Consider the following 18,823-nt stretch of genomic DNA (forward strand, 5'->3'; position numbering starts at 1 on the left):
TTGTCGATCCACTTCGCCGGTCGACTTGATAATCATATCGACCTGTAAGCCTTGACACAGAATAATGAACACCCTCCCAATGTATGATTAGGCAGGATCCAGCATTCTTGCTGGGTCAATCATCATATGGTGTTTAACTGTGTCCGGTCGCTGAAACTGTCTTTTGTCTGCGACCGTCAGCTAAGTCTTCGCTGTTAATCCGCTAAAAGCAAAACCCGCTTAGCAGCACGAAAAATGTTGTGTGCTACTCGATGCGGGCTGTCATGTTATCGGCGAATCGACAAAGGTTCACTCTGTACCTATCGTGAGTCGCCTTTCATGCCCTGACGGGCATCATCCTTGCCAAGTGTCACCGTGGATGCAATCACCTGAACTTCCTTGATTAACTGTTCAAGCTGTTTGGTGTTCAGTGTTTCCGGTGTCGAATCACGCAGAAGTTTAAACTGTATCTCAGCGTTCCTGACGAGCGCATTCTGGATTTCATCAGGCAGATGTAGCAACAGCATAATCGCCGCTAACTGGATATTGTACTGGCGCGTTTTTACCTTTTTAGGTAACTTTTTAAATTCCCGGATGTAATAAACAGGCATCAGATGAGATGCGATATTCTCACCCGTGATAAAGGATTTCCGTTTAGAATCATTGTCATAACGACTAACCTGCTCCTGTAATAACTCAAGTGCTGAACGAATACCTTCATCATTCAACATTTCCGGTGTAATTGCCTTGCTCATGAATGCCCCTTATTGAGTGATTTTATACGAGAAAAAACAGCGCTTAATGGCTTACGGGACGGGGCTGAACGCACCCATCCCGTAAGCCATCACAGCGCTTTGATAATATGAGCGGTCAGCAAAACATACATAATACGTTGATCACTGCTGTCGGCTTTACTACTGAAAAGCCAGCCAATAATCGGGATCTTGCTGATAAAAGGTATGGAACGTTCAGCATTACTTGAGGATGAATCAATCAGGCCGCCCAGCAATAATGTCTGGTCATCTTTAATCTGAACCGTGGTCTGAATTTGGCGCTGATTCGTAATAATGTCAGACGCTTTATCATCGTTACTGATGGAATCGGCGCGTGTATCAATGGTCAGCACTAAATGACCATTTCCCATCACAATCGGCGTCACTTTAAGTGAAACACCGACATCATGACGCTCTATGGTCTGAAATGGATTATTGACCCCTGCCGCCTCTCCCGTCACTTTTCCGGTAATAAATGGCACATTTTTTCCCACCGAAATGTAACCCGTCTGGCCTGACTGCGTAAGAATGTGCGGCGTCGAAATAATCTTAGAGCTGGAATTATTCTGTACGGCCTGAACAGACATGGCCAAAATATTGCCGTTGAAGATACCGAAAGATCCGCCTGAAGAAGATAAAGCACTGCCCAATCCCGATGTATTGAAGCCTCCTGCTACCGGATGGCCAGAAGCCGAACCTGCCGCAAAAGACAAATCAACGCCCTCGGATAAACTGGTTTCAAACATCAACGACTGAATAAGAACCTGATCACGTGCAACATCAACCGAGTGAATAAAATCGGCTAATGTTGGCAGTAAGGTATCCGGAGCCGAGACAATCAGCGAATTATTTGAAGGATAATCAACAACATTGCCGCCTCCGTTTGAATCAAGATAGATTTTTACCAATTGCTGTACATCAGAAGATCGTACTTTAGTGAGTTTAAAATTCCTGATCGTCAGTGCAACAGGCTCAGGGTGATATTCCTGTTCAGACGATAAAGGATCATCAGAAAAATTATCATCGTTATCGGAAGATGAATTTATTTGCGAGGGTAATTTAGATGGTAAGGAAACGACAGCCGGATCCCCGGAAATCATAATAAATCCATTCGCATTCAGTACGGATTTGAAAAAATTATCAATATTATTCGGATTAACATCGGCATTAAAAACAGTGATAGCGCCTTTTACATCAGGATTAACAACCACTGCTGAATGTGTTTTTTGTGAATACCACTGAACAAACGTCCTGACAGGGAGATTATTCAAACTGACTGGCTCAGCCCTCAGGAGAAATGAAAACAAAGATAATGACATTAAAACCATGATTTTAAATGATATTGTGTATTTTTCTTTCATCTGAACGCCTTAACAAGAAACATGCTGAATATAGTTTTTTTGGCTAAGAATGACATGACATGCATCTTTAACTTCGACTTTATAACCCTCTTTAATTAAATCGAAAGAATAATAAATCGTCGATTTTGAGTCTATGAAGTTAATAAATACATCATTTCCCATTTGTGAAAATGAATTTATCGTGAGTCTGGGTAACGATATGGATGACTGCCCTTCTCTATTTATTTTTTGTGGCGTATTAATAGCCTCGGAAGGCTTATTTGACGACAAAAAGAAACCGATAGCGGCTCCTAATGCTAAAAAAGAGAGTATCATAAATAGTCGGTTGGTTTTCTTTAGATAAATTCGAGTCATTCGCATATAGAATTTAAAATCCTTTTTGACGGAGAACTGACCATGTGTGTAATAAGGCGGGATCAGACAGTAAGATCCTGAACAATAGTTAGACGTGAATATCTGTTTTGTATCATACGATGAATATAAGTCCCGTCCCGTATAAACCCATTTATCTACGGTAAGTGACTGGGGTAAATCACCATATTTAACGATACCAAAATGTATCTTCGGCAATGGCAGCCTTGAATTAGCAAATAATGAAAAAAAGGATCCGATAACAGGAATGTTTAATTTATCCATTCTGCGACAATAAACGACATGCTCTGCCAGTGCTTCTCTGGCCTGCTTATCCATTAACGAAATATCCTGAATAATGAATATAATATCCCAGCCTAACTTTCTGGCATGTAAACACCAATCGATAACAGGTTGTCTGGTCTTATCTGCCCAGTTTCTGGAGTTAAACCATGTACCACATTCATCTAAAACTAAGAGGCCATTTTCGTTTTCATTATATGAATGATTCCCACGACCAATGGAGTTAAAATCATCAAGACTCGGTTTGTCCGGGACGCGGATCACCCGTGTTTTTTTAGCATATCGACCGACGCGAGGGAAATTATAGAGTCTTAAATCAAGGTTCGTCGCGACAATACGTCCTCTTGTTAAATAATCCTGTATTCTTCCTATCGCAACAAGTGTTTTTCCTGCACCTAATTTACCCGTGACAACATGAACAGCCATATTACATCACCTTATCTGACATGGAGATAAACCTGTCTTTAATGTCAAAGACAAAAATAGCGATACGCACTGACATAATGACCGTTATACATTCAGAGACACCATCAGGTAATACAGATGCCATTAAATTTGAAAAATCAGGAGGAATATAACTCGAAACCATTTCTGAAAGAATATGGATGATATACATCACAACTGAACTTACAGCAGCCATAAGACCAACAGCTAACAATCCTGTACGGGTTGCCAGCCTGCCAATAAAACTGGCGAAATAGCCGATACACAGAGGGACAAGGCCAATAAGGAATCTTAACAGCGCAGGTATTCCTAATAATAAAGGCATAATCACTCACCTTTCCTTAACAAAGACGTCAAAGACGTAAATGCATACCAGAATGTCAGGCAATACATTATCCATGTCAGCATGGATTTAATATCCTGTAATTTGTCACATCCAATATCTATCTGATAGACCGTTCCAGAAAACATAATAAAGTCAGAACAACCATTACCCGTGGGGATTTTTGGGCGTAATGCTGAATCATTTAAAAAACTTTCCCACATAGCACCGTGAGAATCATTCGATATATCATATTCAGATGCATTTGATACTGCCAAGTCCATAGACGAAGTACCTTCCCCATATTTAGTGCCGTTATCCGCAGGATCTACATAGCGTCCTACGCCACGGACTAAATCACCGATATTATTATTAAGTGCGGCTAAATTTGATTTGGTTTTATCGTCAGCATACGTCTGGTCATTTTTACTGGTATCAAGCTCTGTTAATTCATCTCTGATACCCGTAGAAATAGATTTTGACAGTTCAGGTGTCGCATCTTTAATGCCTGTCGTAACGGCTCTGGCTACCTGCTTTTCATCCAGTGAAACAGTGCCATTGCTATTGTTACCGCCAGTATCTGTGTTGCTGCCTCCGCTATTATTTCCGGTGTTGTTATCCTCTCCACTGCCGTTCTGGGAGCCATCATCAGCAGTGGCATTACCATAAGCAGGATCGGCCTTTTGTCCGGTAGGTTTCCAGTCAGCAGAGCACGTTGTACCTGCATTATCACAGACAATAACGCCAGAGGATTCATACTGGCATCCATTATAATTAATGTATGTCCGAGAGCCATAGACGTTATTAAAGGTGCCAGTCATCGATTCAGCAGCATCACAGGATGAATCTTCAGGAAAATGAAAAATAAACCCTGTCACAAAAACAGAAGGGATCACTTCATTTCTGGGATATGTCCCTGCCTTTACCGCAGAAGTATCACAGTCTGAATATGAATCAACATAATTAGCGTCAAGCTTTGAAAGCCTCCCTTCAATATCTTTTTTAGCCGCTGCCAGTGATTTTTGACAGGCTTCATCTATTTTTGATTGAGTTACCGTATTTAAACCTGTTGACACGGAATAAGATGAATATGGTTGAGTAAGATAGTCTTTTTTGAAATACAGTTCAGATTCAGAATATGAATAAAATGAAACAAATAAAGAAAGTGGAATGACAAGGCGTATGATTAACATTCTTTTAGCCTTAAATGAATTGGGCACAAATGTGCCCAAGAAAATCGAATCAGACAGCTTTTGAAGTGAATTTTTTAAACAAACGAATAGAAGCCCCTGCGGCAACGACGGCAACAACAACAGGCCATACTTTAGCAATAAGGTCATTAGCCTGAGTCAGCAGAGAATCCATTGCTTGCCCTGCATAATCAGTCGATGCCGCGCCATCTGCGGCTAAACAACTCGCAGAAACAAAAAGTGCAATTGAAGCAACGGCGATTTTAGATTTTATGGTAGAGAGAATATTCATAAATAAAACTCCATGTTGATTAACGATAACTACATTAGACGATCAGTTAATGATTTAAATGAACCAATCGTATAGAAAAGAGCAAACCCAAAAGAATATGCCCCGAAAAAATACATGACATACATTAACGAAAGACTCCCGCAGTAATAGCGCCAAGTCCAAAAGACGTAACAATGCCAGATGCTATTAATATTTGAATAACATCATTCATATTATTGCCTTAATTTATTAACTTTTTAAATCTGACTTGCCTACTATCTGATAATCAACAATAACCGGAACCATGATACCTTTTGATGCTTTCAGACCGTATGAGGGGATAATTTCAAGGAAAGGCTTGCCTGCTTTAAATGCGATTTCCAAATCATCACGCATTTTCAGACAGATGGCGTGACGATTATCCGGTGTTATTTTAACTTTTGCAGGCGCAAAACCGCATGAACTGTTAGTTGATTCAAATTCAGTGGATAATGCCTGAGCATTACCCCAGTTAAAATCCTCATTCGTTTTATCATTTTTCATTGTGCCAAATTGTACAAAGAAAACCTTAAGCGTTTCCTGCTCCATTATTAACCTCTTTTAAAATGCACATTCACGATTATAGAATTTTTGCGCCACTATATTTTGATAAATATCTGGCGTTCCAAATTTAATAGTTAAATCATCCATGTGTTCTTTTCTGACAATAGATGAAAAAACAGCCTCAAAATCATTCCCTAATTGATGAAAAACTCTGGCTATTGTTTTTGATGCTTGTTTTCTGAGCCAACGTACATCCGATTCAAAACCATTAATTGCCAGACGAGGCGTGCTGGCACGTTGAAAGGATTTGGGTTTGGCGGGATTAATCTGTTGTGCATATTCACACAATCCAGTAAAAGCCCCATCAATATTAAGTAAGATCTCAATAGGAAAGCCTTTAATTTCGGCCTCAGAACGATGCCAAATATCATCAACTTTCTGTTCAAGCGCTTTATTATATATACGCCAGTAAACACGAGATTCACGGGAGCCAACAGTGATCATTTCCTGTTGCAAAGATCCATCACCATGATATTTGTGAGAGATACCCAGCCCAGGTTTTGGTCCCTTACCGCCATAAAACGCATCATGCTTATGATCCCGTAATGCAGCCGAAACGGTGAATACATCATCAAAATCATCAACTGCCAGATCGATACGTTTCAGTGACGTCACATCAAGATGATTCAGCCAGTTATAGATTTCATGTGGAGATGTCCCGTTAAAGACATGCGTACACCCTATCCCACTGATTTGAATGTAAATTGTTTCATTATTTCCGCCCCAAAAAACCATGCCAAGTAATTCATAGCCACCGTCAACAGAGTACAGCGGCGCAGAACGCTCATAGTTATAGCCTCCTCTGTCACGCTCAGGGGCAAGATGTAAGCCAAAAACGGCAGATAACCACAACTTTAGGCGGTGCATATGCGCCAAATAGATTTCTTTATTTAACTCATTGATTCTTCTTTCTAATTCGTCTTTAGAATCTGTCCGATAACCCTGAACTTGTTCATTGATATCATCATCCGACGGACACCACTTCCCCCCTTTAATCACATCGGTGAAAAAAGCATCTTTATGGGATACATGGTTATGAAATGTCGGATATACACCATATTTTCGCCACTCATTGACACCGTGAGGATAGGTTTCCAATGATTTGAGTGAGCAGAAAGGCATAGTAAAAGCCAGATAGTCAATTTTTACATTCCTTTCAGTCAGTTGCATAACATCGACTCCCTGTAGCCCACGAATGAGCTGGAATGCAATACGACAGAAACCAAGAGAAAATGATCGCCATAGAAGCCAGTGCATTCATCAACCAGTTCATCGAACGAACGGTAGAAATCCCACTCACCATTAACACTGGCATTGATACCGAACCCCTCAGTGTAATCAAAGTAAATTATGTTCATAATCAACCTGTTAAGTTTAGGTAAGCCAAGATTTTTGATGAATCACCCAGCATTTTAGATCGCAAAGCCTATCGGCGAGATAGCCATAAGTCAATACGCCCAAATGGGCGTAACTTGATGATTGCATTGAAAAAAATACGCCGATAGCGGCGTGTTTCACAAAAATTTGTAATGTTTTCAATGGATCACCATTTCTAAGAATCTAAATAATTATTTAATGACACATTTATAAGTTCTTAGAATCTAACAGTCAACATAATTTTAATATTTAGATTATGATAACCTAAGAACTTAGATGGAGATCTGCATGCCAACGAAGCACATCAACGACAATACATGGCGATTGGTTGAAAAAGAGACAGTGAAAGCTGTGATTGAATTGAAAGCCCCTGTTAAAGACACAGAGGTTTTGGATTGGCTTATCCGTAAGGGAATTGAGGCCATCACAGAGGATGACTACCGAAAGTTTACTAAGTCTTCAGGTGAGAAGAAAAGCTAACAGACTAAGGAAAGCGAGCTATGTTCGCTGAAAGTCCGAAGTTATCCTGAGACTACCCCCGTAGTACAGGACGGGGGTTCCCTGAGTTTTCGGTCATGAAAAACAGCACCCCGTGACAAAAAAGTATGGGGATCCATACCAAAGTTCGGGTGTCACAGAACCCCGAACCACAAGCGGTGAAAATTAAATCAATGTATAGCAGTCCAATATACCGAGGTGAAAATGAGCAAATATGATAAGTCTGTTTCACTACACTGCCCTGTTTGTGGTCATACGCAATTCAAATTAGATGAAGAAAGTGAAATTGCTGTATGTGCTGACTGTGGAAATGAGTTAAGTAAAAATGATTTGATTAGTGAAAACAGTGAAAATATTCAAGCTCATACAAATGAAATAAAAGATAAAATAATGCAAGATCTAATAAAATCTTTTAAAGGGAATTTCAAATAAGAAGGAATGTCAAATGGATGCAAGTGCTTGGATTGCATTATTAGCATTAATTGTATCAGTTTACTCTATCATCACAGCAGAGATAAGAAACAGAAGAAATTCCAGAGAAAATAAAGCATTACAAGAGCAGCAAAATGAACTGACGAAAATATTATTAGAAAAAGAAACAGATGGCCTGATAGTAAATAAAAAAGCCGATTTAGGTGCGCGAATGATGAAAACAGGCAATCATTATACGGTAAAGATTTTTAACAAAGGAAAATCAACGGCTTACAATGTAAATATAAATGTTGATGATGGGTGCCCAATCATAAGATCAGAATTAAAAGATAAGTTACCGTATGAATTATTACATCCCCAAGAAAGTATTGACCTGATAGCATCACTTCATTTCGGAATGCAGTCGAAATATAAAGTTCAGCTATATTGGTCAGATGATGCAAGTGAAAAAAACACAAAAGACATATATATCAGCTTCTGATATTGATTAAAAGAGGATAGTAAATGAGTAAGATGATAATAAGTACAGATACTCTCCCAGAAGAGTTCAAGTTGATAGAGTTGCATGGTTTTGTACAATATACTCACAGGATAGAAATATCCAATAAAGGATTTATTCGCAATATAACAGAAAGAAAAAGAAACGAAAACCAAGAGGCATTGGATGGGTTCACAAATAGCGCAGGGGCAGATGGAAATATTATTTATGGTGTCAAAATAACTACGGCGACTGGGCAATTTAAAGATGCAACATATTTATACATGACATATTGTGGCACGCTTGCCACCGTAGAACGAGTAGAATAATAGTAATTACTTGGTGCGCACAATGCACCCTATGTTAAAGACGAACCTTAGCCATTCCGGTAAACCCAACCCCATTCTACCGGAGTGGCTCAGAACCCTTTTCTAACATAAAGCTATACATTATGCGCACCAATGTATGATTAGGCAGGATCCAGCATTCTTGCTGGGTCAATCATCATATGGTGTTTAACTGTGTCCGGTCGCTGAAACTGTCTTTTGTCTGCGACCGTCAGCTAAGTCTTCGCTGTTAATCCGCTAAAAGCAAAACCCGCTTAGCAGCACGAAAAATGTTGTGTGCTACTCGATGCGGGCTGTCATGTTATCGGCGAATCGACAAAGGTTCACTCTGTACCTATCGTGAGTCGCCTTTCATGCCCTGACGGGCATCATCCTTGCCAAGTGTCACCGTAGATGCAATCACCTGAACTTCCTTGATTAACTGTTCAAGCTGTTTGGTGTTCAGTGTTTCCGGTGTCGAATCACGCAGAAGTTTAAACTGTATCTCAGCGTTCCTGACGAGCGCATTCTGGATTTCATCAGGCAGATGTAGCAACAGCATAATCGCCGCTAACTGGATATTGTACTGGCGCGTTTTTACCTTTTTAGGTAACTTTTTAAATTCCCGGATGTAATAAACAGGCATCAGATGAGATGCGATATTCTCACCCGTGATAAAGGATTTCCGTTTAGAATCATTGTCATAACGACTAACCTGCTCCTGTAATAACTCAAGTGCTGAACGAATACCTTCATCATTCAACATTTCCGGTGTAATTGCCTTGCTCATGAATGCCCCTTATTGAGTGATTTTATACGAGAAAAAACAGCGCTTAATGGCTTACGGGACGGGGCTGAACGCACCCATCCCGTAAGCCATCACAGCGCTTTGATAATATGAGCGGTCAGCAAAACATACATAATACGTTGATCACTGCTGTCGGCTTTACTACTGAAAAGCCAGCCAATAATCGGGATCTTGCTGATAAAAGGTATGGAACGTTCAGCATTACTTGAGGATGAATCAATCAGGCCGCCCAGCAATAATGTCTGGTCATCTTTAATCTGAACCGTGGTCTGAATTTGGCGCTGATTCGTAATAATGTCAGACGCTTTATCATCGTTACTGATGGAATCGGCGCGTGTATCAATGGTCAGCACTAAATGACCATTTCCCATCACAATCGGCGTCACTTTAAGTGAAACACCGACATCATGACGCTCTATGGTCTGAAATGGATTATTGACCCCTGCCGCCTCTCCCGTCACTTTTCCGGTAATAAATGGCACATTTTTTCCCACCGAAATGTAACCCGTCTGGCCTGACTGCGTAAGAATGTGCGGCGTCGAAATAATCTTAGAGCTGGAATTATTCTGTACGGCCTGAACAGACATGGCCAAAATATTGCCGTTGAAGATACCGAAAGATCCGCCTGAAGAAGATAAAGCACTGCCCAATCCCGATGTATTGAAGCCTCCTGCTACCGGATGGCCAGAAGCCGAACCTGCCGCAAAAGACAAATCAACGCCCTCGGATAAACTGGTTTCAAACATCAACGACTGAATAAGAACCTGATCACGTGCAACATCAACCGAGTGAATAAAATCGGCTAATGTTGGCAGTAAGGTATCCGGAGCCGAGACAATCAGCGAATTATTTGAAGGATAATCAACAACATTGCCGCCTCCGTTTGAATCAAGATAGATTTTTACCAATTGCTGTACATCAGAAGATCGTACTTTAGTGAGTTTAAAATTCCTGATCGTCAGTGCAACAGGCTCAGGGTGATATTCCTGTTCAGACGATAAAGGATCATCAGAAAAATTATCATCGTTATCGGAAGATGAATTTATTTGCGAGGGTAATTTAGATGGTAAGGAAACGACAGCCGGATCCCCGGAAATCATAATAAATCCATTCGCATTCAGTACGGATTTGAAAAAATTATCAATATTATTCGGATTAACATCGGCATTAAAAACAGTGATAGCGCCTTTTACATCAGGATTAACAACCACTGCTGAATGTGTTTTTTGTGAATACCACTGAACAAACGTCCTGACAGGGAGATTATTCAAACTGACTGGCTCAGCCCTCAGGAGAAATGAAAACAAAGATAATGACATTAAAACCATGATTTTAAATGATATTGTGTATTTTTCTTTCATCTGAACGCCTTAACAAGAAACATGCTGAATATAGTTTTTTTGGCTAAGAATGACATGACATGCATCTTTAACTTCGACTTTATAACCCTCTTTAATTAAATCGAAAGAATAATAAATCGTCGATTTTGAGTCTATGAAGTTAATAAATACATCATTTCCCATTTGTGAAAATGAATTTATCGTGAGTCTGGGTAACGATATGGATGACTGCCCTTCTCTATTTATTTTTTGTGGCGTATTAATAGCCTCGGAAGGCTTATTTGACGACAAAAAGAAACCGATAGCGGCTCCTAATGCTAAAAAAGAGAGTATCATAAATAGTCGGTTGGTTTTCTTTAGATAAATTCGAGTCATTCGCATATAGAATTTAAAATCCTTTTTGACGGAGAACTGACCATGTGTGTAATAAGGCGGGATCAGACAGTAAGATCCTGAACAATAGTTAGACGTGAATATCTGTTTTGTATCATACGATGAATATAAGTCCCGTCCCGTATAAACCCATTTATCTACGGTAAGTGACTGGGGTAAATCACCATATTTAACGATACCAAAATGTATCTTCGGCAATGGCAGCCTTGAATTAGCAAATAATGAAAAAAAGGATCCGATAACAGGAATGTTTAATTTATCCATTCTGCGACAATAAACGACATGCTCTGCCAGTGCTTCTCTGGCCTGCTTATCCATTAACGAAATATCCTGAATAATGAATATAATATCCCAGCCTAACTTTCTGGCATGTAAACACCAATCGATAACAGGTTGTCTGGTCTTATCTGCCCAGTTTCTGGAGTTAAACCATGTACCACATTCATCTAAAACTAAGAGGCCATTTTCGTTTTCATTATATGAATGATTCCCACGACCAATGGAGTTAAAATCATCAAGACTCGGTTTGTCCGGGACGCGGATCACCCGTGTTTTTTTAGCATATCGACCGACGCGAGGGAAATTATAGAGTCTTAAATCAAGGTTCGTCGCGACAATACGTCCTCTTGTTAAATAATCCTGTATTCTTCCTATCGCAACAAGTGTTTTTCCTGCACCTAATTTACCCGTGACAACATGAACAGCCATATTACATCACCTTATCTGACATGGAGATAAACCTGTCTTTAATGTCAAAGACAAAAATAGCGATACGCACTGACATAATGACCGTTATACATTCAGAGACACCATCAGGTAATACAGATGCCATTAAATTTGAAAAATCAGGAGGAATATAACTCGAAACCATTTCTGAAAGAATATGGATGATATACATCACAACTGAACTTACAGCAGCCATAAGACCAACAGCTAACAATCCTGTACGGGTTGCCAGCCTGCCAATAAAACTGGCGAAATAGCCGATACACAGAGGGACAAGGCCAATAAGGAATCTTAACAGCGCAGGTATTCCTAATAATAAAGGCATAATCACTCACCTTTCCTTAACAAAGACGTCAAAGACGTAAATGCATACCAGAATGTCAGGCAATACATTATCCATGTCAGCATGGATTTAATATCCTGTAATTTGTCACATCCAATATCTATCTGATAGACCGTTCCAGAAAACATAATAAAGTCAGAACAACCATTACCCGTGGGGATTTTTGGGCGTAATGCTGAATCATTTAAAAAACTTTCCCACATAGCACCGTGAGAATCATTCGATATATCATATTCAGATGCATTTGATACTGCCAAGTCCATAGACGAAGTACCTTCCCCATATTTAGTGCCGTTATCCGCAGGATCTACATAGCGTCCTACGCCACGGACTAAATCACCGATATTATTATTAAGTGCGGCTAAATTTGATTTGGTTTTATCGTCAGCATACGTCTGGTCATTTTTACTGGTATCAAGCTCTGTTAATTCATCTCTGATACCCGTAGAAATAGATTTTGACAGTTCAGGTGTCGCATCTTTAATGCCTGTCGTAACGGCTCTGGCTACCTGCTTTTCATCCAGTGAAACAGTGCCATTGCTATTGTTACCGCCAGTATCTGTGTTGCTGCCTCCGCTATTATTTCCGGTGTTGTTATCCTCTCCACTGCCGTTCTGGGAGCCATCATCAGCAGTGGCATTACCATAAGCAGGATCGGCCTTTTGTCCGGTAGGTTTCCAGTCAGCAGAGCACGTTGTACCTGCATTATCACAGACAATAACGCCAGAGGATTCATACTGGCATCCATTATAATTAATGTATGTCCGAGAGCCATAGACGTTATTAAAGGTGCCAGTCATCGATTCAGCAGCATCACAGGATGAATCTTCAGGAAAATGAAAAATAAACCCTGTCACAAAAACAGAAGGGATCACTTCATTTCTGGGATATGTCCCTGCCTTTACCGCAGAAGTATCACAGTCTGAATATGAATCAACATAATTAGCGTCAAGCTTTGAAAGCCTCCCTTCAATATCTTTTTTAGCCGCTGCCAGTGATTTTTGACAGGCTTCATCTATTTTTGATTGAGTTACCGTATTTAAACCTGTTGACACGGAATAAGATGAATATGGTTGAGTAAGATAGTCTTTTTTGAAATACAGTTCAGATTCAGAATATGAATAAAATGAAACAAATAAAGAAAGTGGAATGACAAGGCGTATGATTAACATTCTTTTAGCCTTAAATGAATTGGGCACAAATGTGCCCAAGAAAATCGAATCAGACAGCTTTTGAAGTGAATTTTTTAAACAAACGAATAGAAGCCCCTGCGGCAACGACGGCAACAACAACAGGCCATACTTTAGCAATAAGGTCATTAGCCTGAGTCAGCAGAGAATCCATTGCTTGCCCTGCATAATCAGTCGATGCCGCGCCATCTGCGGCTAAACAACTCGCAGAAACAAAAAGTGCAATTGAAGCAACGGCGATTTTAGATTTTATGGTAGAGAGAATATTCATAAATAAAACTCCATGTTGATTAACGATAACTACATTAGACGATCAGTTAATGATTTAAATGAACCAATCGTATAGAAAAGAGCAAACCCAAAAGAATATGCCCCGAAAAAATACATGACATACATTAACGAAAGACTCCCGCAGTAATAGCGCCAAGTCCAAAAGACGTAACAATGCCAGATGCTATTAATATTTGAATAACATCATTCATATTATTGCCTTAATTTATTAACTTTTTAAATCTGACTTGCCTACTATCTGATAATCAACAATAACCGGAACCATGATACCTTTTGATGCTTTCAGACCGTATGAGGGGATAATTTCAAGGAAAGGCTTGCCTGCTTTAAATGCGATTTCCAAATCATCACGCATTTTCAGACAGATGGCGTGACGATTATCCGGTGTTATTTTAACTTTTGCAGGCGCAAAACCGCATGAACTGTTAGTTGATTCAAATTCAGTGGATAATGCCTGAGCATTACCCCAGTTAAAATCCTCATTCGTTTTATCATTTTTCATTGTGCCAAATTGTACAAAGAAAACCTTAAGCGTTTCCTGCTCCATTATTAACCTCTTTTAAAATGCACATTCACGATTATAGAATTTTTGCGCCACTATATTTTGATAAATATCTGGCGTTCCAAATTTAATAGTTAAATCATCCATGTGTTCTTTTCTGACAATAGATGAAAAAACAGCCTCAAAATCATTCCCTAATTGATGAAAAACTCTGGCTATTGTTTTTGATGCTTGTTTTCTGAGCCAACGTACATCCGATTCAAAACCATTAATTGCCAGACGAGGCGTGCTGGCACGTTGAAAGGATTTGGGTTTGGCGGGATTAATCTGTTGTGCATATTCACACAATCCAGTAAAAGCCCCATCAATATTAAGTAAGATCTCAATAGGAAAGCCTTTAATTTCGGCCTCAGAACGATGCCAAATATCATCAACTTTCTGTTCAAGCGCTTTATTATATATACGCCAGTAAACACGAGATTCACGGGAGCCAACAGTGATCATTTCCTGTTGCAAAGATCCATCACCATGATATTTGTGAGAGATACCCAGCCCAGGTTTTGGTCCCTTACCGCCATAAAACGCATCATGCTTATGATCCCGTAATGCAGCCGAAACGGTGAATACATCATCAAAATCATCAACTGCCAGATCGATACGTTTCAGTGACGTCACATCAAGATGATTCAGCCAGTTATAGATTTCATGTGGAGATGTCCCGTTAAAGACATGCGTACACCCTATCCCACTGATTTGAATGTAAATTGTTTCATTATTTCCGCCCCAAAAAACCATGCCAAGTAATTCATAGCCACCGTCAACAGAGTACAGCGGCGCAGAACGCTCATAGTTATAGCCTCCTCTGTCACGCTCAGGGGCAAGATGTAAGCCAAAAACGGCAGATAACCACAACTTTAGGCGGTGCATATGCGCCAAATAGATTTCTTTATTTAACTCATTGATTCTTCTTTCTAATTCGTCTTTAGAATCTGTCCGATAACCCTGAACTTGTTCATTGATATCATCATCCGACGGACACCACTTCCCCCCTTTAATCACATCGGTGAAAAAAGCATCTTTATGGGATACATGGTTATGAAATGTCGGATATACACCATATTTTCGCCACTCATTGACACCGTGAGGATAGGTTTCCAATGATTTGAGTGAGCAGAAAGGCATAGTAAAAGCCAGATAGTCAATTTTTACATTCCTTTCAGTCAGTTGCATAACATCGACTCCCTGTAGCCCACGAATGAGCTGGAATGCAATACGACAGAAACCAAGAGAAAATGATCGCCATAGAAGCCAGTGCATTCATCAACCAGTTCATCGAACGAACGGTAGAAATCCCACTCACCATTAACACTGGCATTGATACCGAACCCCTCAGTGTAATCAAAGTAAATTATGTTCATAATCAACCTGTTAAGTTTAGGTAAGCCAAGATTTTTGATGAATCACCCAGCATTTTAGATCGCAAAGCCTATCGGCGAGATAGCCATAAGTCAATACGCCCAAATGGGCGTAACTTGATGATTGCATTGAAAAAAATACGCCGATAGCGGCGTGTTTCACAAAAATTTGTAATGTTTTCAATGGATCACCATTTCTAAGAATCTAAATAATTATTTAATGACACATTTATAAGTTCTTAGAATCTAACAGTCAACATAATTTTAATATTTAGATTATGATAACCTAAGAACTTAGATGGAGATCTGCATGCCAACGAAGCACATCAACGACAATACATGGCGATTGGTTGAAAAAGAGACAGTGAAAGCTGTGATTGAATTGAAAGCCCCTGTTAAAGACACAGAGGTTTTGGATTGGCTTATCCGTAAGGGAATTGAGGCCATCACAGAGGATGACTACCGAAAGTTTACTAAGTCTTCAGGTGAGAAGAAAAGCTAACAGACTAAGGAAAGCGAGCTATGTTCGCTGAAAGTCCGAAGTTATCCTGAGACTACCCCCGTAGTACAGGACGGGGGTTCCCTGAGTTTTCGGTCATGAAAAACAGCACCCCGTGACAAAAAAGTATGGGGATCCATACCAAAGTTCGGGTGTCACAGAACCCCGAACCACAAGCGGTGAAAATTAAATCAATGTATAGCAGTCCAATATACCGAGGTGAAAATGAGCAAATATGATAAGTCTGTTTCACTACACTGCCCTGTTTGTGGTCATACGCAATTCAAATTAGATGAAGAAAGTGAAATTGCTGTATGTGCTGACTGTGGAAATGAGTTAAGTAAAAATGATTTGATTAGTGAAAACAGTGAAAATATTCAAGCTCATACAAATGAAATAAAAGATAAAATAATGCAAGATCTAATAAAATCTTTTAAAGGGAATTTCAAATAAGAAGGAATGTCAAATGGATGCAAGTGCTTGGATTGCATTATTAGCATTAATTGTATCAGTTTACTCTATCATCACAGCAGAGATAAGAAACAGAAGAAATTCCAGAGAAAATAAAGCATTACAAGAGCAGCAAAATGAACTGACGAAAATATTATTAGAAAAAGAAACAGATGGCCTGATAGTAAATAAAAAAGCCGATTTAGGTGCGCGAATGATGAAAACAGGCAATCATTATACGGTAAAGATTTTTAACAAAGGAAAATCAACGGCTTACAATGTAAATATAAATGTTGATGATGGGTGCCCAATCATAAGATCAGAATTAAAAGATAAGTTCCCGTATGAATTATTACATCCCCAAGAAAGTATTGACCTGATAGCATCACTTCATTCGGAATGCAGTCGAAATATAAAGTTCAGCTATATTGGTCAGATGATGCAAGTGAAAAAAACACAAAAGACATATATATCAGCTTCTGATATTGATTAAAAGAGGATAGTAAATGAGTAAGATGATAATAAGTACAGATACTCTCCCAGAAGAGTTCAAGTTGATAGAGTTGCATGGTTTTGTACAATATACTCACAGGATAGAAATATCCAATAAAGGATTTATTCGCAATATAACAGAAAGAAAAAGAAACGAAAACCAAGAGGCATTGGATGGGTTCACAAATAGCGCAGGGGCAGATGGAAATATTATTTATGGTGTCAAAATAACTACGGCGACTGGGCAATTTAAAGATGCAACATATTTATACATGACATATTGTGGCACGCTTGCCACCGTAGAACGAGTAGAATAATAGTAATTACTTGGTGCGCACAATGCACCCTATGTTAAAGACGAACCTTAGCCATTCCGGTAAACCCAACCCCATTCTACCGGAATGGCTCAGAACCCTTTTCTAACATAAAGCTATACATTATGCGAACCAAGGTGTGTAACAGCAAAGCTGTAATGTCCGCTTATGGCAAAGTTAAGATGTCCGGCGTGTATAATCAAGTAAGGATTACCATGGCGGCTCTCGCAGCGGAGTTTTTCACTTTGGATGATGGGTCCCACGTAATCAACGTGCGCCAAAAATTCAGCAGCCTCGTTACCGTCGTGCCTGTGTCGGTGAACTCATCCTTCAGGACAGACTGGTCAAGGAACTCAGGCTTCAGGGCATCAGCACCATGGAAGCTGCAAACGCATTTGCCGAAGAGTTTATGAACGATTACAACCGACGTTTCTCAAAAGCACCTCGCCAGGCGCTCGATGTTCATCGGAAACTGGATGTCGATGATGATCTCGATATGGTGTTTACTTGGCGTGAAGCCCCCGGTGTGTCGAAATCACTCACGGTGCAGTACGACAAAGTGCTTTATCTCATTGAAGACAGTGAATTCAGTCGTCGGGCGATTGGTAAATATATTGATGTTTGGCATTACCCTGACGGACATAAAGAGCTCCGTCTTAATGGCGTATCACTTCCCTACTCCACTTATGACAAACTGTCTGAAATCGATCAGGGTGCCATTGTGGACAATAAACGTCTTGGCCGCGCAACTGGTGCAGGCCGAACGGGATAATAACCGGTCACAATCAGTGCCATCCGGTGACGGCCCTTCACGCAGGCGCAAAGGCCCTACGACGAAGAAATCTCAGTGTTCTTTGGCTCAGGACGATATGTTCAATGCACTTGTAAAACTTCAGACAAGATCTGGGGAAATTTTTGGTGAACGCAACCAGAAATGATGTTCTGATACGAACATTTCAATGGTTAATATATAGAATGGATATAGATTTTGAAGGACAGAAAAAATTTAGGAAAGGCAGTTAAAGTGAGGAGTACCTTACATTTATTCAAAATGAAATCTACTCTAATAAACGTCAGAACCTTATCGCACCACCAGACATAGAAATGATTCGTGAAGCTATTTACGTAATGTGAAACAATGACGATAAAATATCGCCTGGTTACGATGGAACGCTATTTATAGATAAAAATGTGCAGGGAATCAGCATGGAAATTATTGGCGACAACACCTGTATTACCAGCATCAGGCCTAAAAGTAAGGTTGTTTACTGTCGTGGTGAGCCGCATAAATACTGGCTTGAGCTTCAATTCGTGGATGAGAACAACAATCCGGTTACCGGGCTGAATGTGCA

General features: G+C 39.8%; 26 protein-coding genes and 1 pseudogene. 9 read left to right on the top strand and 18 right to left on the bottom strand.

Translation table 11 applies throughout. The annotated features are described in order from the left end of the window. Nucleotides 1–299: 299 nt before the first annotated feature. From JK211_RS15465 to JK211_RS15500, 9 genes are all read right to left on the bottom strand, one after another. Entirely contained in the window at nucleotides 300–734 is a 435-nt protein-coding gene (locus JK211_RS15465) for a hypothetical protein (protein WP_212709532.1), read from the bottom strand. Nucleotides 735–823: 89 nt separating this feature from the next. Beyond that, nucleotides 824–2,113 carry a secretin N-terminal domain-containing protein gene (locus JK211_RS15470; protein WP_249213819.1) on the bottom strand — a complete coding sequence of 430 codons (1,290 nt, stop codon included), beginning with the start codon at nucleotides 2,111–2,113 and terminating at the stop codon, nucleotides 824–826. A 9-nt stretch (nucleotides 2,114–2,122) separates the two neighbouring features. Further along, nucleotides 2,123–3,193, bottom strand: a complete 1,071-nt coding sequence (locus JK211_RS15475; protein WP_212709533.1) for a zonular occludens toxin domain-containing protein — start codon at nucleotides 3,191–3,193, stop codon at nucleotides 2,123–2,125. Nucleotide 3,194: 1 nt separating this feature from the next. After that, on the bottom strand, nucleotides 3,195–3,536 hold the full coding sequence (locus JK211_RS15480) for a DUF5455 family protein (protein WP_212709534.1): 342 nt from the start codon (nucleotides 3,534–3,536) through the stop codon (nucleotides 3,195–3,197). A gap of 2 nt (nucleotides 3,537–3,538) precedes the next feature. Further along, nucleotides 3,539–4,726, bottom strand: a complete 1,188-nt coding sequence (locus JK211_RS15485; protein ID WP_212709535.1) for an attachment protein — start codon at nucleotides 4,724–4,726, stop codon at nucleotides 3,539–3,541. Between the two features lie 49 nt (nucleotides 4,727–4,775). Next, nucleotides 4,776–5,015 (bottom strand): major coat protein, encoded by a 240-nt coding sequence (locus tag JK211_RS15490; RefSeq protein ID WP_212709536.1) that lies wholly within the window; start codon nucleotides 5,013–5,015, stop codon nucleotides 4,776–4,778. 124 nt (nucleotides 5,016–5,139) lie between these two features. Beyond that, nucleotides 5,140–5,226, bottom strand: coding sequence for a tail virion protein G7P-2 (locus tag JK211_RS17150; protein ID WP_371734647.1), 87 nt, complete (start codon nucleotides 5,224–5,226; stop codon nucleotides 5,140–5,142). 17 nt (nucleotides 5,227–5,243) lie between these two features. Then, nucleotides 5,244–5,582 carry a type II/III secretion system domain protein gene (locus JK211_RS15495; RefSeq protein ID WP_212709537.1) on the bottom strand — a complete coding sequence of 113 codons (339 nt, stop codon included), beginning with the start codon at nucleotides 5,580–5,582 and terminating at the stop codon, nucleotides 5,244–5,246. A gap of 12 nt (nucleotides 5,583–5,594) precedes the next feature. Further along, a complete protein-coding gene (locus JK211_RS15500; RefSeq protein WP_249213820.1) occupies nucleotides 5,595–6,767 on the bottom strand; it encodes a replication initiation factor domain-containing protein in 1,173 nt (390 codons plus the stop codon). Nucleotides 6,768–7,262: 495 nt separating this feature from the next. On the opposite strand from JK211_RS15500, the gene JK211_RS15505 reads away from it, so the two are divergent. The 4 genes from JK211_RS15505 to JK211_RS15520 all read left to right on the top strand — a co-directional run bounded on the left by JK211_RS15505 (nucleotide 7,263) and on the right by JK211_RS15520 (nucleotide 8,711). Next, nucleotides 7,263–7,454 (top strand): hypothetical protein, encoded by a 192-nt coding sequence (locus JK211_RS15505; protein ID WP_212709539.1) that lies wholly within the window; start codon nucleotides 7,263–7,265, stop codon nucleotides 7,452–7,454. 222 nt (nucleotides 7,455–7,676) lie between these two features. Then, entirely contained in the window at nucleotides 7,677–7,904 is a 228-nt protein-coding gene (locus JK211_RS15510; RefSeq protein ID WP_212709540.1) for a TFIIB-type zinc ribbon-containing protein, read from the top strand. Between the two features lie 13 nt (nucleotides 7,905–7,917). Further along, nucleotides 7,918–8,385, top strand: coding sequence for a hypothetical protein (locus JK211_RS15515; protein ID WP_212709541.1), 468 nt, complete (start codon nucleotides 7,918–7,920; stop codon nucleotides 8,383–8,385). Between the two features lie 23 nt (nucleotides 8,386–8,408). After that, nucleotides 8,409–8,711, top strand: a complete 303-nt coding sequence (locus tag JK211_RS15520) for a hypothetical protein (RefSeq protein ID WP_212709542.1) — start codon at nucleotides 8,409–8,411, stop codon at nucleotides 8,709–8,711. Between the two features lie 352 nt (nucleotides 8,712–9,063). Here JK211_RS15520 and JK211_RS15525 read toward each other — a convergent pair whose 3' ends face one another. From JK211_RS15525 to JK211_RS15560, 9 genes are all read right to left on the bottom strand, one after another. Continuing rightward, nucleotides 9,064–9,498: a hypothetical protein gene (locus JK211_RS15525; protein WP_212709532.1), complete on the bottom strand. Its 435-nt coding sequence runs from the start codon at nucleotides 9,496–9,498 to the stop codon at nucleotides 9,064–9,066. A gap of 89 nt (nucleotides 9,499–9,587) precedes the next feature. Beyond that, on the bottom strand, nucleotides 9,588–10,877 hold the full coding sequence (locus tag JK211_RS15530; protein ID WP_249213819.1) for a secretin N-terminal domain-containing protein: 1,290 nt from the start codon (nucleotides 10,875–10,877) through the stop codon (nucleotides 9,588–9,590). A 9-nt stretch (nucleotides 10,878–10,886) separates the two neighbouring features. Continuing rightward, the gene (locus JK211_RS15535) at nucleotides 10,887–11,957 is read right to left on the bottom strand and encodes a zonular occludens toxin domain-containing protein (RefSeq protein WP_212709533.1); all 1,071 of its coding nucleotides are present in this window, start codon (nucleotides 11,955–11,957) and stop codon (nucleotides 10,887–10,889) included. A 1-nt stretch (nucleotide 11,958) separates the two neighbouring features. Then, nucleotides 11,959–12,300 (bottom strand): DUF5455 family protein, encoded by a 342-nt coding sequence (locus tag JK211_RS15540; RefSeq protein WP_212709534.1) that lies wholly within the window; start codon nucleotides 12,298–12,300, stop codon nucleotides 11,959–11,961. A 2-nt stretch (nucleotides 12,301–12,302) separates the two neighbouring features. Then, entirely contained in the window at nucleotides 12,303–13,490 is a 1,188-nt protein-coding gene (locus tag JK211_RS15545; RefSeq protein ID WP_212709535.1) for an attachment protein, read from the bottom strand. Between the two features lie 49 nt (nucleotides 13,491–13,539). Next, nucleotides 13,540–13,779 (bottom strand): major coat protein, encoded by a 240-nt coding sequence (locus JK211_RS15550; protein ID WP_212709536.1) that lies wholly within the window; start codon nucleotides 13,777–13,779, stop codon nucleotides 13,540–13,542. A gap of 124 nt (nucleotides 13,780–13,903) precedes the next feature. Further along, on the bottom strand, nucleotides 13,904–13,990 hold the full coding sequence (locus tag JK211_RS17155; RefSeq protein WP_371734647.1) for a tail virion protein G7P-2: 87 nt from the start codon (nucleotides 13,988–13,990) through the stop codon (nucleotides 13,904–13,906). 17 nt (nucleotides 13,991–14,007) lie between these two features. After that, nucleotides 14,008–14,346, bottom strand: coding sequence for a type II/III secretion system domain protein (locus JK211_RS15555; protein WP_212709537.1), 339 nt, complete (start codon nucleotides 14,344–14,346; stop codon nucleotides 14,008–14,010). 12 nt (nucleotides 14,347–14,358) lie between these two features. Then, on the bottom strand, nucleotides 14,359–15,531 hold the full coding sequence (locus JK211_RS15560; RefSeq protein WP_249213820.1) for a replication initiation factor domain-containing protein: 1,173 nt from the start codon (nucleotides 15,529–15,531) through the stop codon (nucleotides 14,359–14,361). Between the two features lie 495 nt (nucleotides 15,532–16,026). On the opposite strand from JK211_RS15560, the gene JK211_RS15565 reads away from it, so the two are divergent. From JK211_RS15565 to JK211_RS15585, 5 genes and pseudogenes are all read left to right on the top strand, one after another. Continuing rightward, nucleotides 16,027–16,218, top strand: a complete 192-nt coding sequence (locus tag JK211_RS15565) for a hypothetical protein (RefSeq protein WP_212709539.1) — start codon at nucleotides 16,027–16,029, stop codon at nucleotides 16,216–16,218. A gap of 222 nt (nucleotides 16,219–16,440) precedes the next feature. Then, nucleotides 16,441–16,668, top strand: coding sequence for a TFIIB-type zinc ribbon-containing protein (locus JK211_RS15570; RefSeq protein WP_212709540.1), 228 nt, complete (start codon nucleotides 16,441–16,443; stop codon nucleotides 16,666–16,668). A 13-nt stretch (nucleotides 16,669–16,681) separates the two neighbouring features. Beyond that, the gene (locus JK211_RS15575) at nucleotides 16,682–17,158 is read left to right on the top strand and encodes a hypothetical protein (RefSeq protein WP_212709543.1); all 477 of its coding nucleotides are present in this window, start codon (nucleotides 16,682–16,684) and stop codon (nucleotides 17,156–17,158) included. Between the two features lie 13 nt (nucleotides 17,159–17,171). Further along, the gene (locus tag JK211_RS15580) at nucleotides 17,172–17,474 is read left to right on the top strand and encodes a hypothetical protein (protein WP_212709542.1); all 303 of its coding nucleotides are present in this window, start codon (nucleotides 17,172–17,174) and stop codon (nucleotides 17,472–17,474) included. 319 nt (nucleotides 17,475–17,793) lie between these two features. Further along, nucleotides 17,794–18,409: pseudogene (locus JK211_RS15585) on the top strand (ISNCY family transposase); the annotation flags it as partial. Nucleotides 18,410–18,823: the final 414 nt, after the last annotated feature.

It is taken from the genome of Tatumella sp. JGM130 (genome assembly GCF_018257525.1).
Lineage (GTDB): Bacteria > Pseudomonadota > Gammaproteobacteria > Enterobacterales > Enterobacteriaceae > Tatumella > Tatumella punctata.

Bases quoted from the DNA above. Each gene is read 5' to 3' on its own strand.
- JK211_RS15465 (WP_212709532.1), bottom strand. From the start codon at position 734: ATGAGCAAGGCAATTACACCGGAAATGTTGAATGATGAAGGTATTCGT.
- JK211_RS15470 (WP_249213819.1), bottom strand. From the start codon at position 2,113: ATGAAAGAAAAATACACAATATCATTTAAAATCATGGTTTTAATGTCA.
- JK211_RS15475 (WP_212709533.1), bottom strand. From the start codon at position 3,193: ATGGCTGTTCATGTTGTCACGGGTAAATTAGGTGCAGGAAAAACACTT.
- JK211_RS15480 (WP_212709534.1), bottom strand. From the start codon at position 3,536: ATGCCTTTATTATTAGGAATACCTGCGCTGTTAAGATTCCTTATTGGC.
- JK211_RS15485 (WP_212709535.1), bottom strand. From the start codon at position 4,726: ATGTTAATCATACGCCTTGTCATTCCACTTTCTTTATTTGTTTCATTT.
- JK211_RS15490 (WP_212709536.1), bottom strand. From the start codon at position 5,015: ATGAATATTCTCTCTACCATAAAATCTAAAATCGCCGTTGCTTCAATT.
- JK211_RS17150 (WP_371734647.1), bottom strand. From the start codon at position 5,226: ATGAATGATGTTATTCAAATATTAATAGCATCTGGCATTGTTACGTCT.
- JK211_RS15495 (WP_212709537.1), bottom strand. From the start codon at position 5,582: ATGGAGCAGGAAACGCTTAAGGTTTTCTTTGTACAATTTGGCACAATG.
- JK211_RS15500 (WP_249213820.1), bottom strand. From the start codon at position 6,767: ATGCAACTGACTGAAAGGAATGTAAAAATTGACTATCTGGCTTTTACT.
- JK211_RS15505 (WP_212709539.1), top strand. From the start codon at position 7,263: ATGCCAACGAAGCACATCAACGACAATACATGGCGATTGGTTGAAAAA.
- JK211_RS15510 (WP_212709540.1), top strand. From the start codon at position 7,677: ATGAGCAAATATGATAAGTCTGTTTCACTACACTGCCCTGTTTGTGGT.
- JK211_RS15515 (WP_212709541.1), top strand. From the start codon at position 7,918: ATGGATGCAAGTGCTTGGATTGCATTATTAGCATTAATTGTATCAGTT.
- JK211_RS15520 (WP_212709542.1), top strand. From the start codon at position 8,409: ATGAGTAAGATGATAATAAGTACAGATACTCTCCCAGAAGAGTTCAAG.
- JK211_RS15525 (WP_212709532.1), bottom strand. From the start codon at position 9,498: ATGAGCAAGGCAATTACACCGGAAATGTTGAATGATGAAGGTATTCGT.
- JK211_RS15530 (WP_249213819.1), bottom strand. From the start codon at position 10,877: ATGAAAGAAAAATACACAATATCATTTAAAATCATGGTTTTAATGTCA.
- JK211_RS15535 (WP_212709533.1), bottom strand. From the start codon at position 11,957: ATGGCTGTTCATGTTGTCACGGGTAAATTAGGTGCAGGAAAAACACTT.
- JK211_RS15540 (WP_212709534.1), bottom strand. From the start codon at position 12,300: ATGCCTTTATTATTAGGAATACCTGCGCTGTTAAGATTCCTTATTGGC.
- JK211_RS15545 (WP_212709535.1), bottom strand. From the start codon at position 13,490: ATGTTAATCATACGCCTTGTCATTCCACTTTCTTTATTTGTTTCATTT.
- JK211_RS15550 (WP_212709536.1), bottom strand. From the start codon at position 13,779: ATGAATATTCTCTCTACCATAAAATCTAAAATCGCCGTTGCTTCAATT.
- JK211_RS17155 (WP_371734647.1), bottom strand. From the start codon at position 13,990: ATGAATGATGTTATTCAAATATTAATAGCATCTGGCATTGTTACGTCT.
- JK211_RS15555 (WP_212709537.1), bottom strand. From the start codon at position 14,346: ATGGAGCAGGAAACGCTTAAGGTTTTCTTTGTACAATTTGGCACAATG.
- JK211_RS15560 (WP_249213820.1), bottom strand. From the start codon at position 15,531: ATGCAACTGACTGAAAGGAATGTAAAAATTGACTATCTGGCTTTTACT.
- JK211_RS15565 (WP_212709539.1), top strand. From the start codon at position 16,027: ATGCCAACGAAGCACATCAACGACAATACATGGCGATTGGTTGAAAAA.
- JK211_RS15570 (WP_212709540.1), top strand. From the start codon at position 16,441: ATGAGCAAATATGATAAGTCTGTTTCACTACACTGCCCTGTTTGTGGT.
- JK211_RS15575 (WP_212709543.1), top strand. From the start codon at position 16,682: ATGGATGCAAGTGCTTGGATTGCATTATTAGCATTAATTGTATCAGTT.
- JK211_RS15580 (WP_212709542.1), top strand. From the start codon at position 17,172: ATGAGTAAGATGATAATAAGTACAGATACTCTCCCAGAAGAGTTCAAG.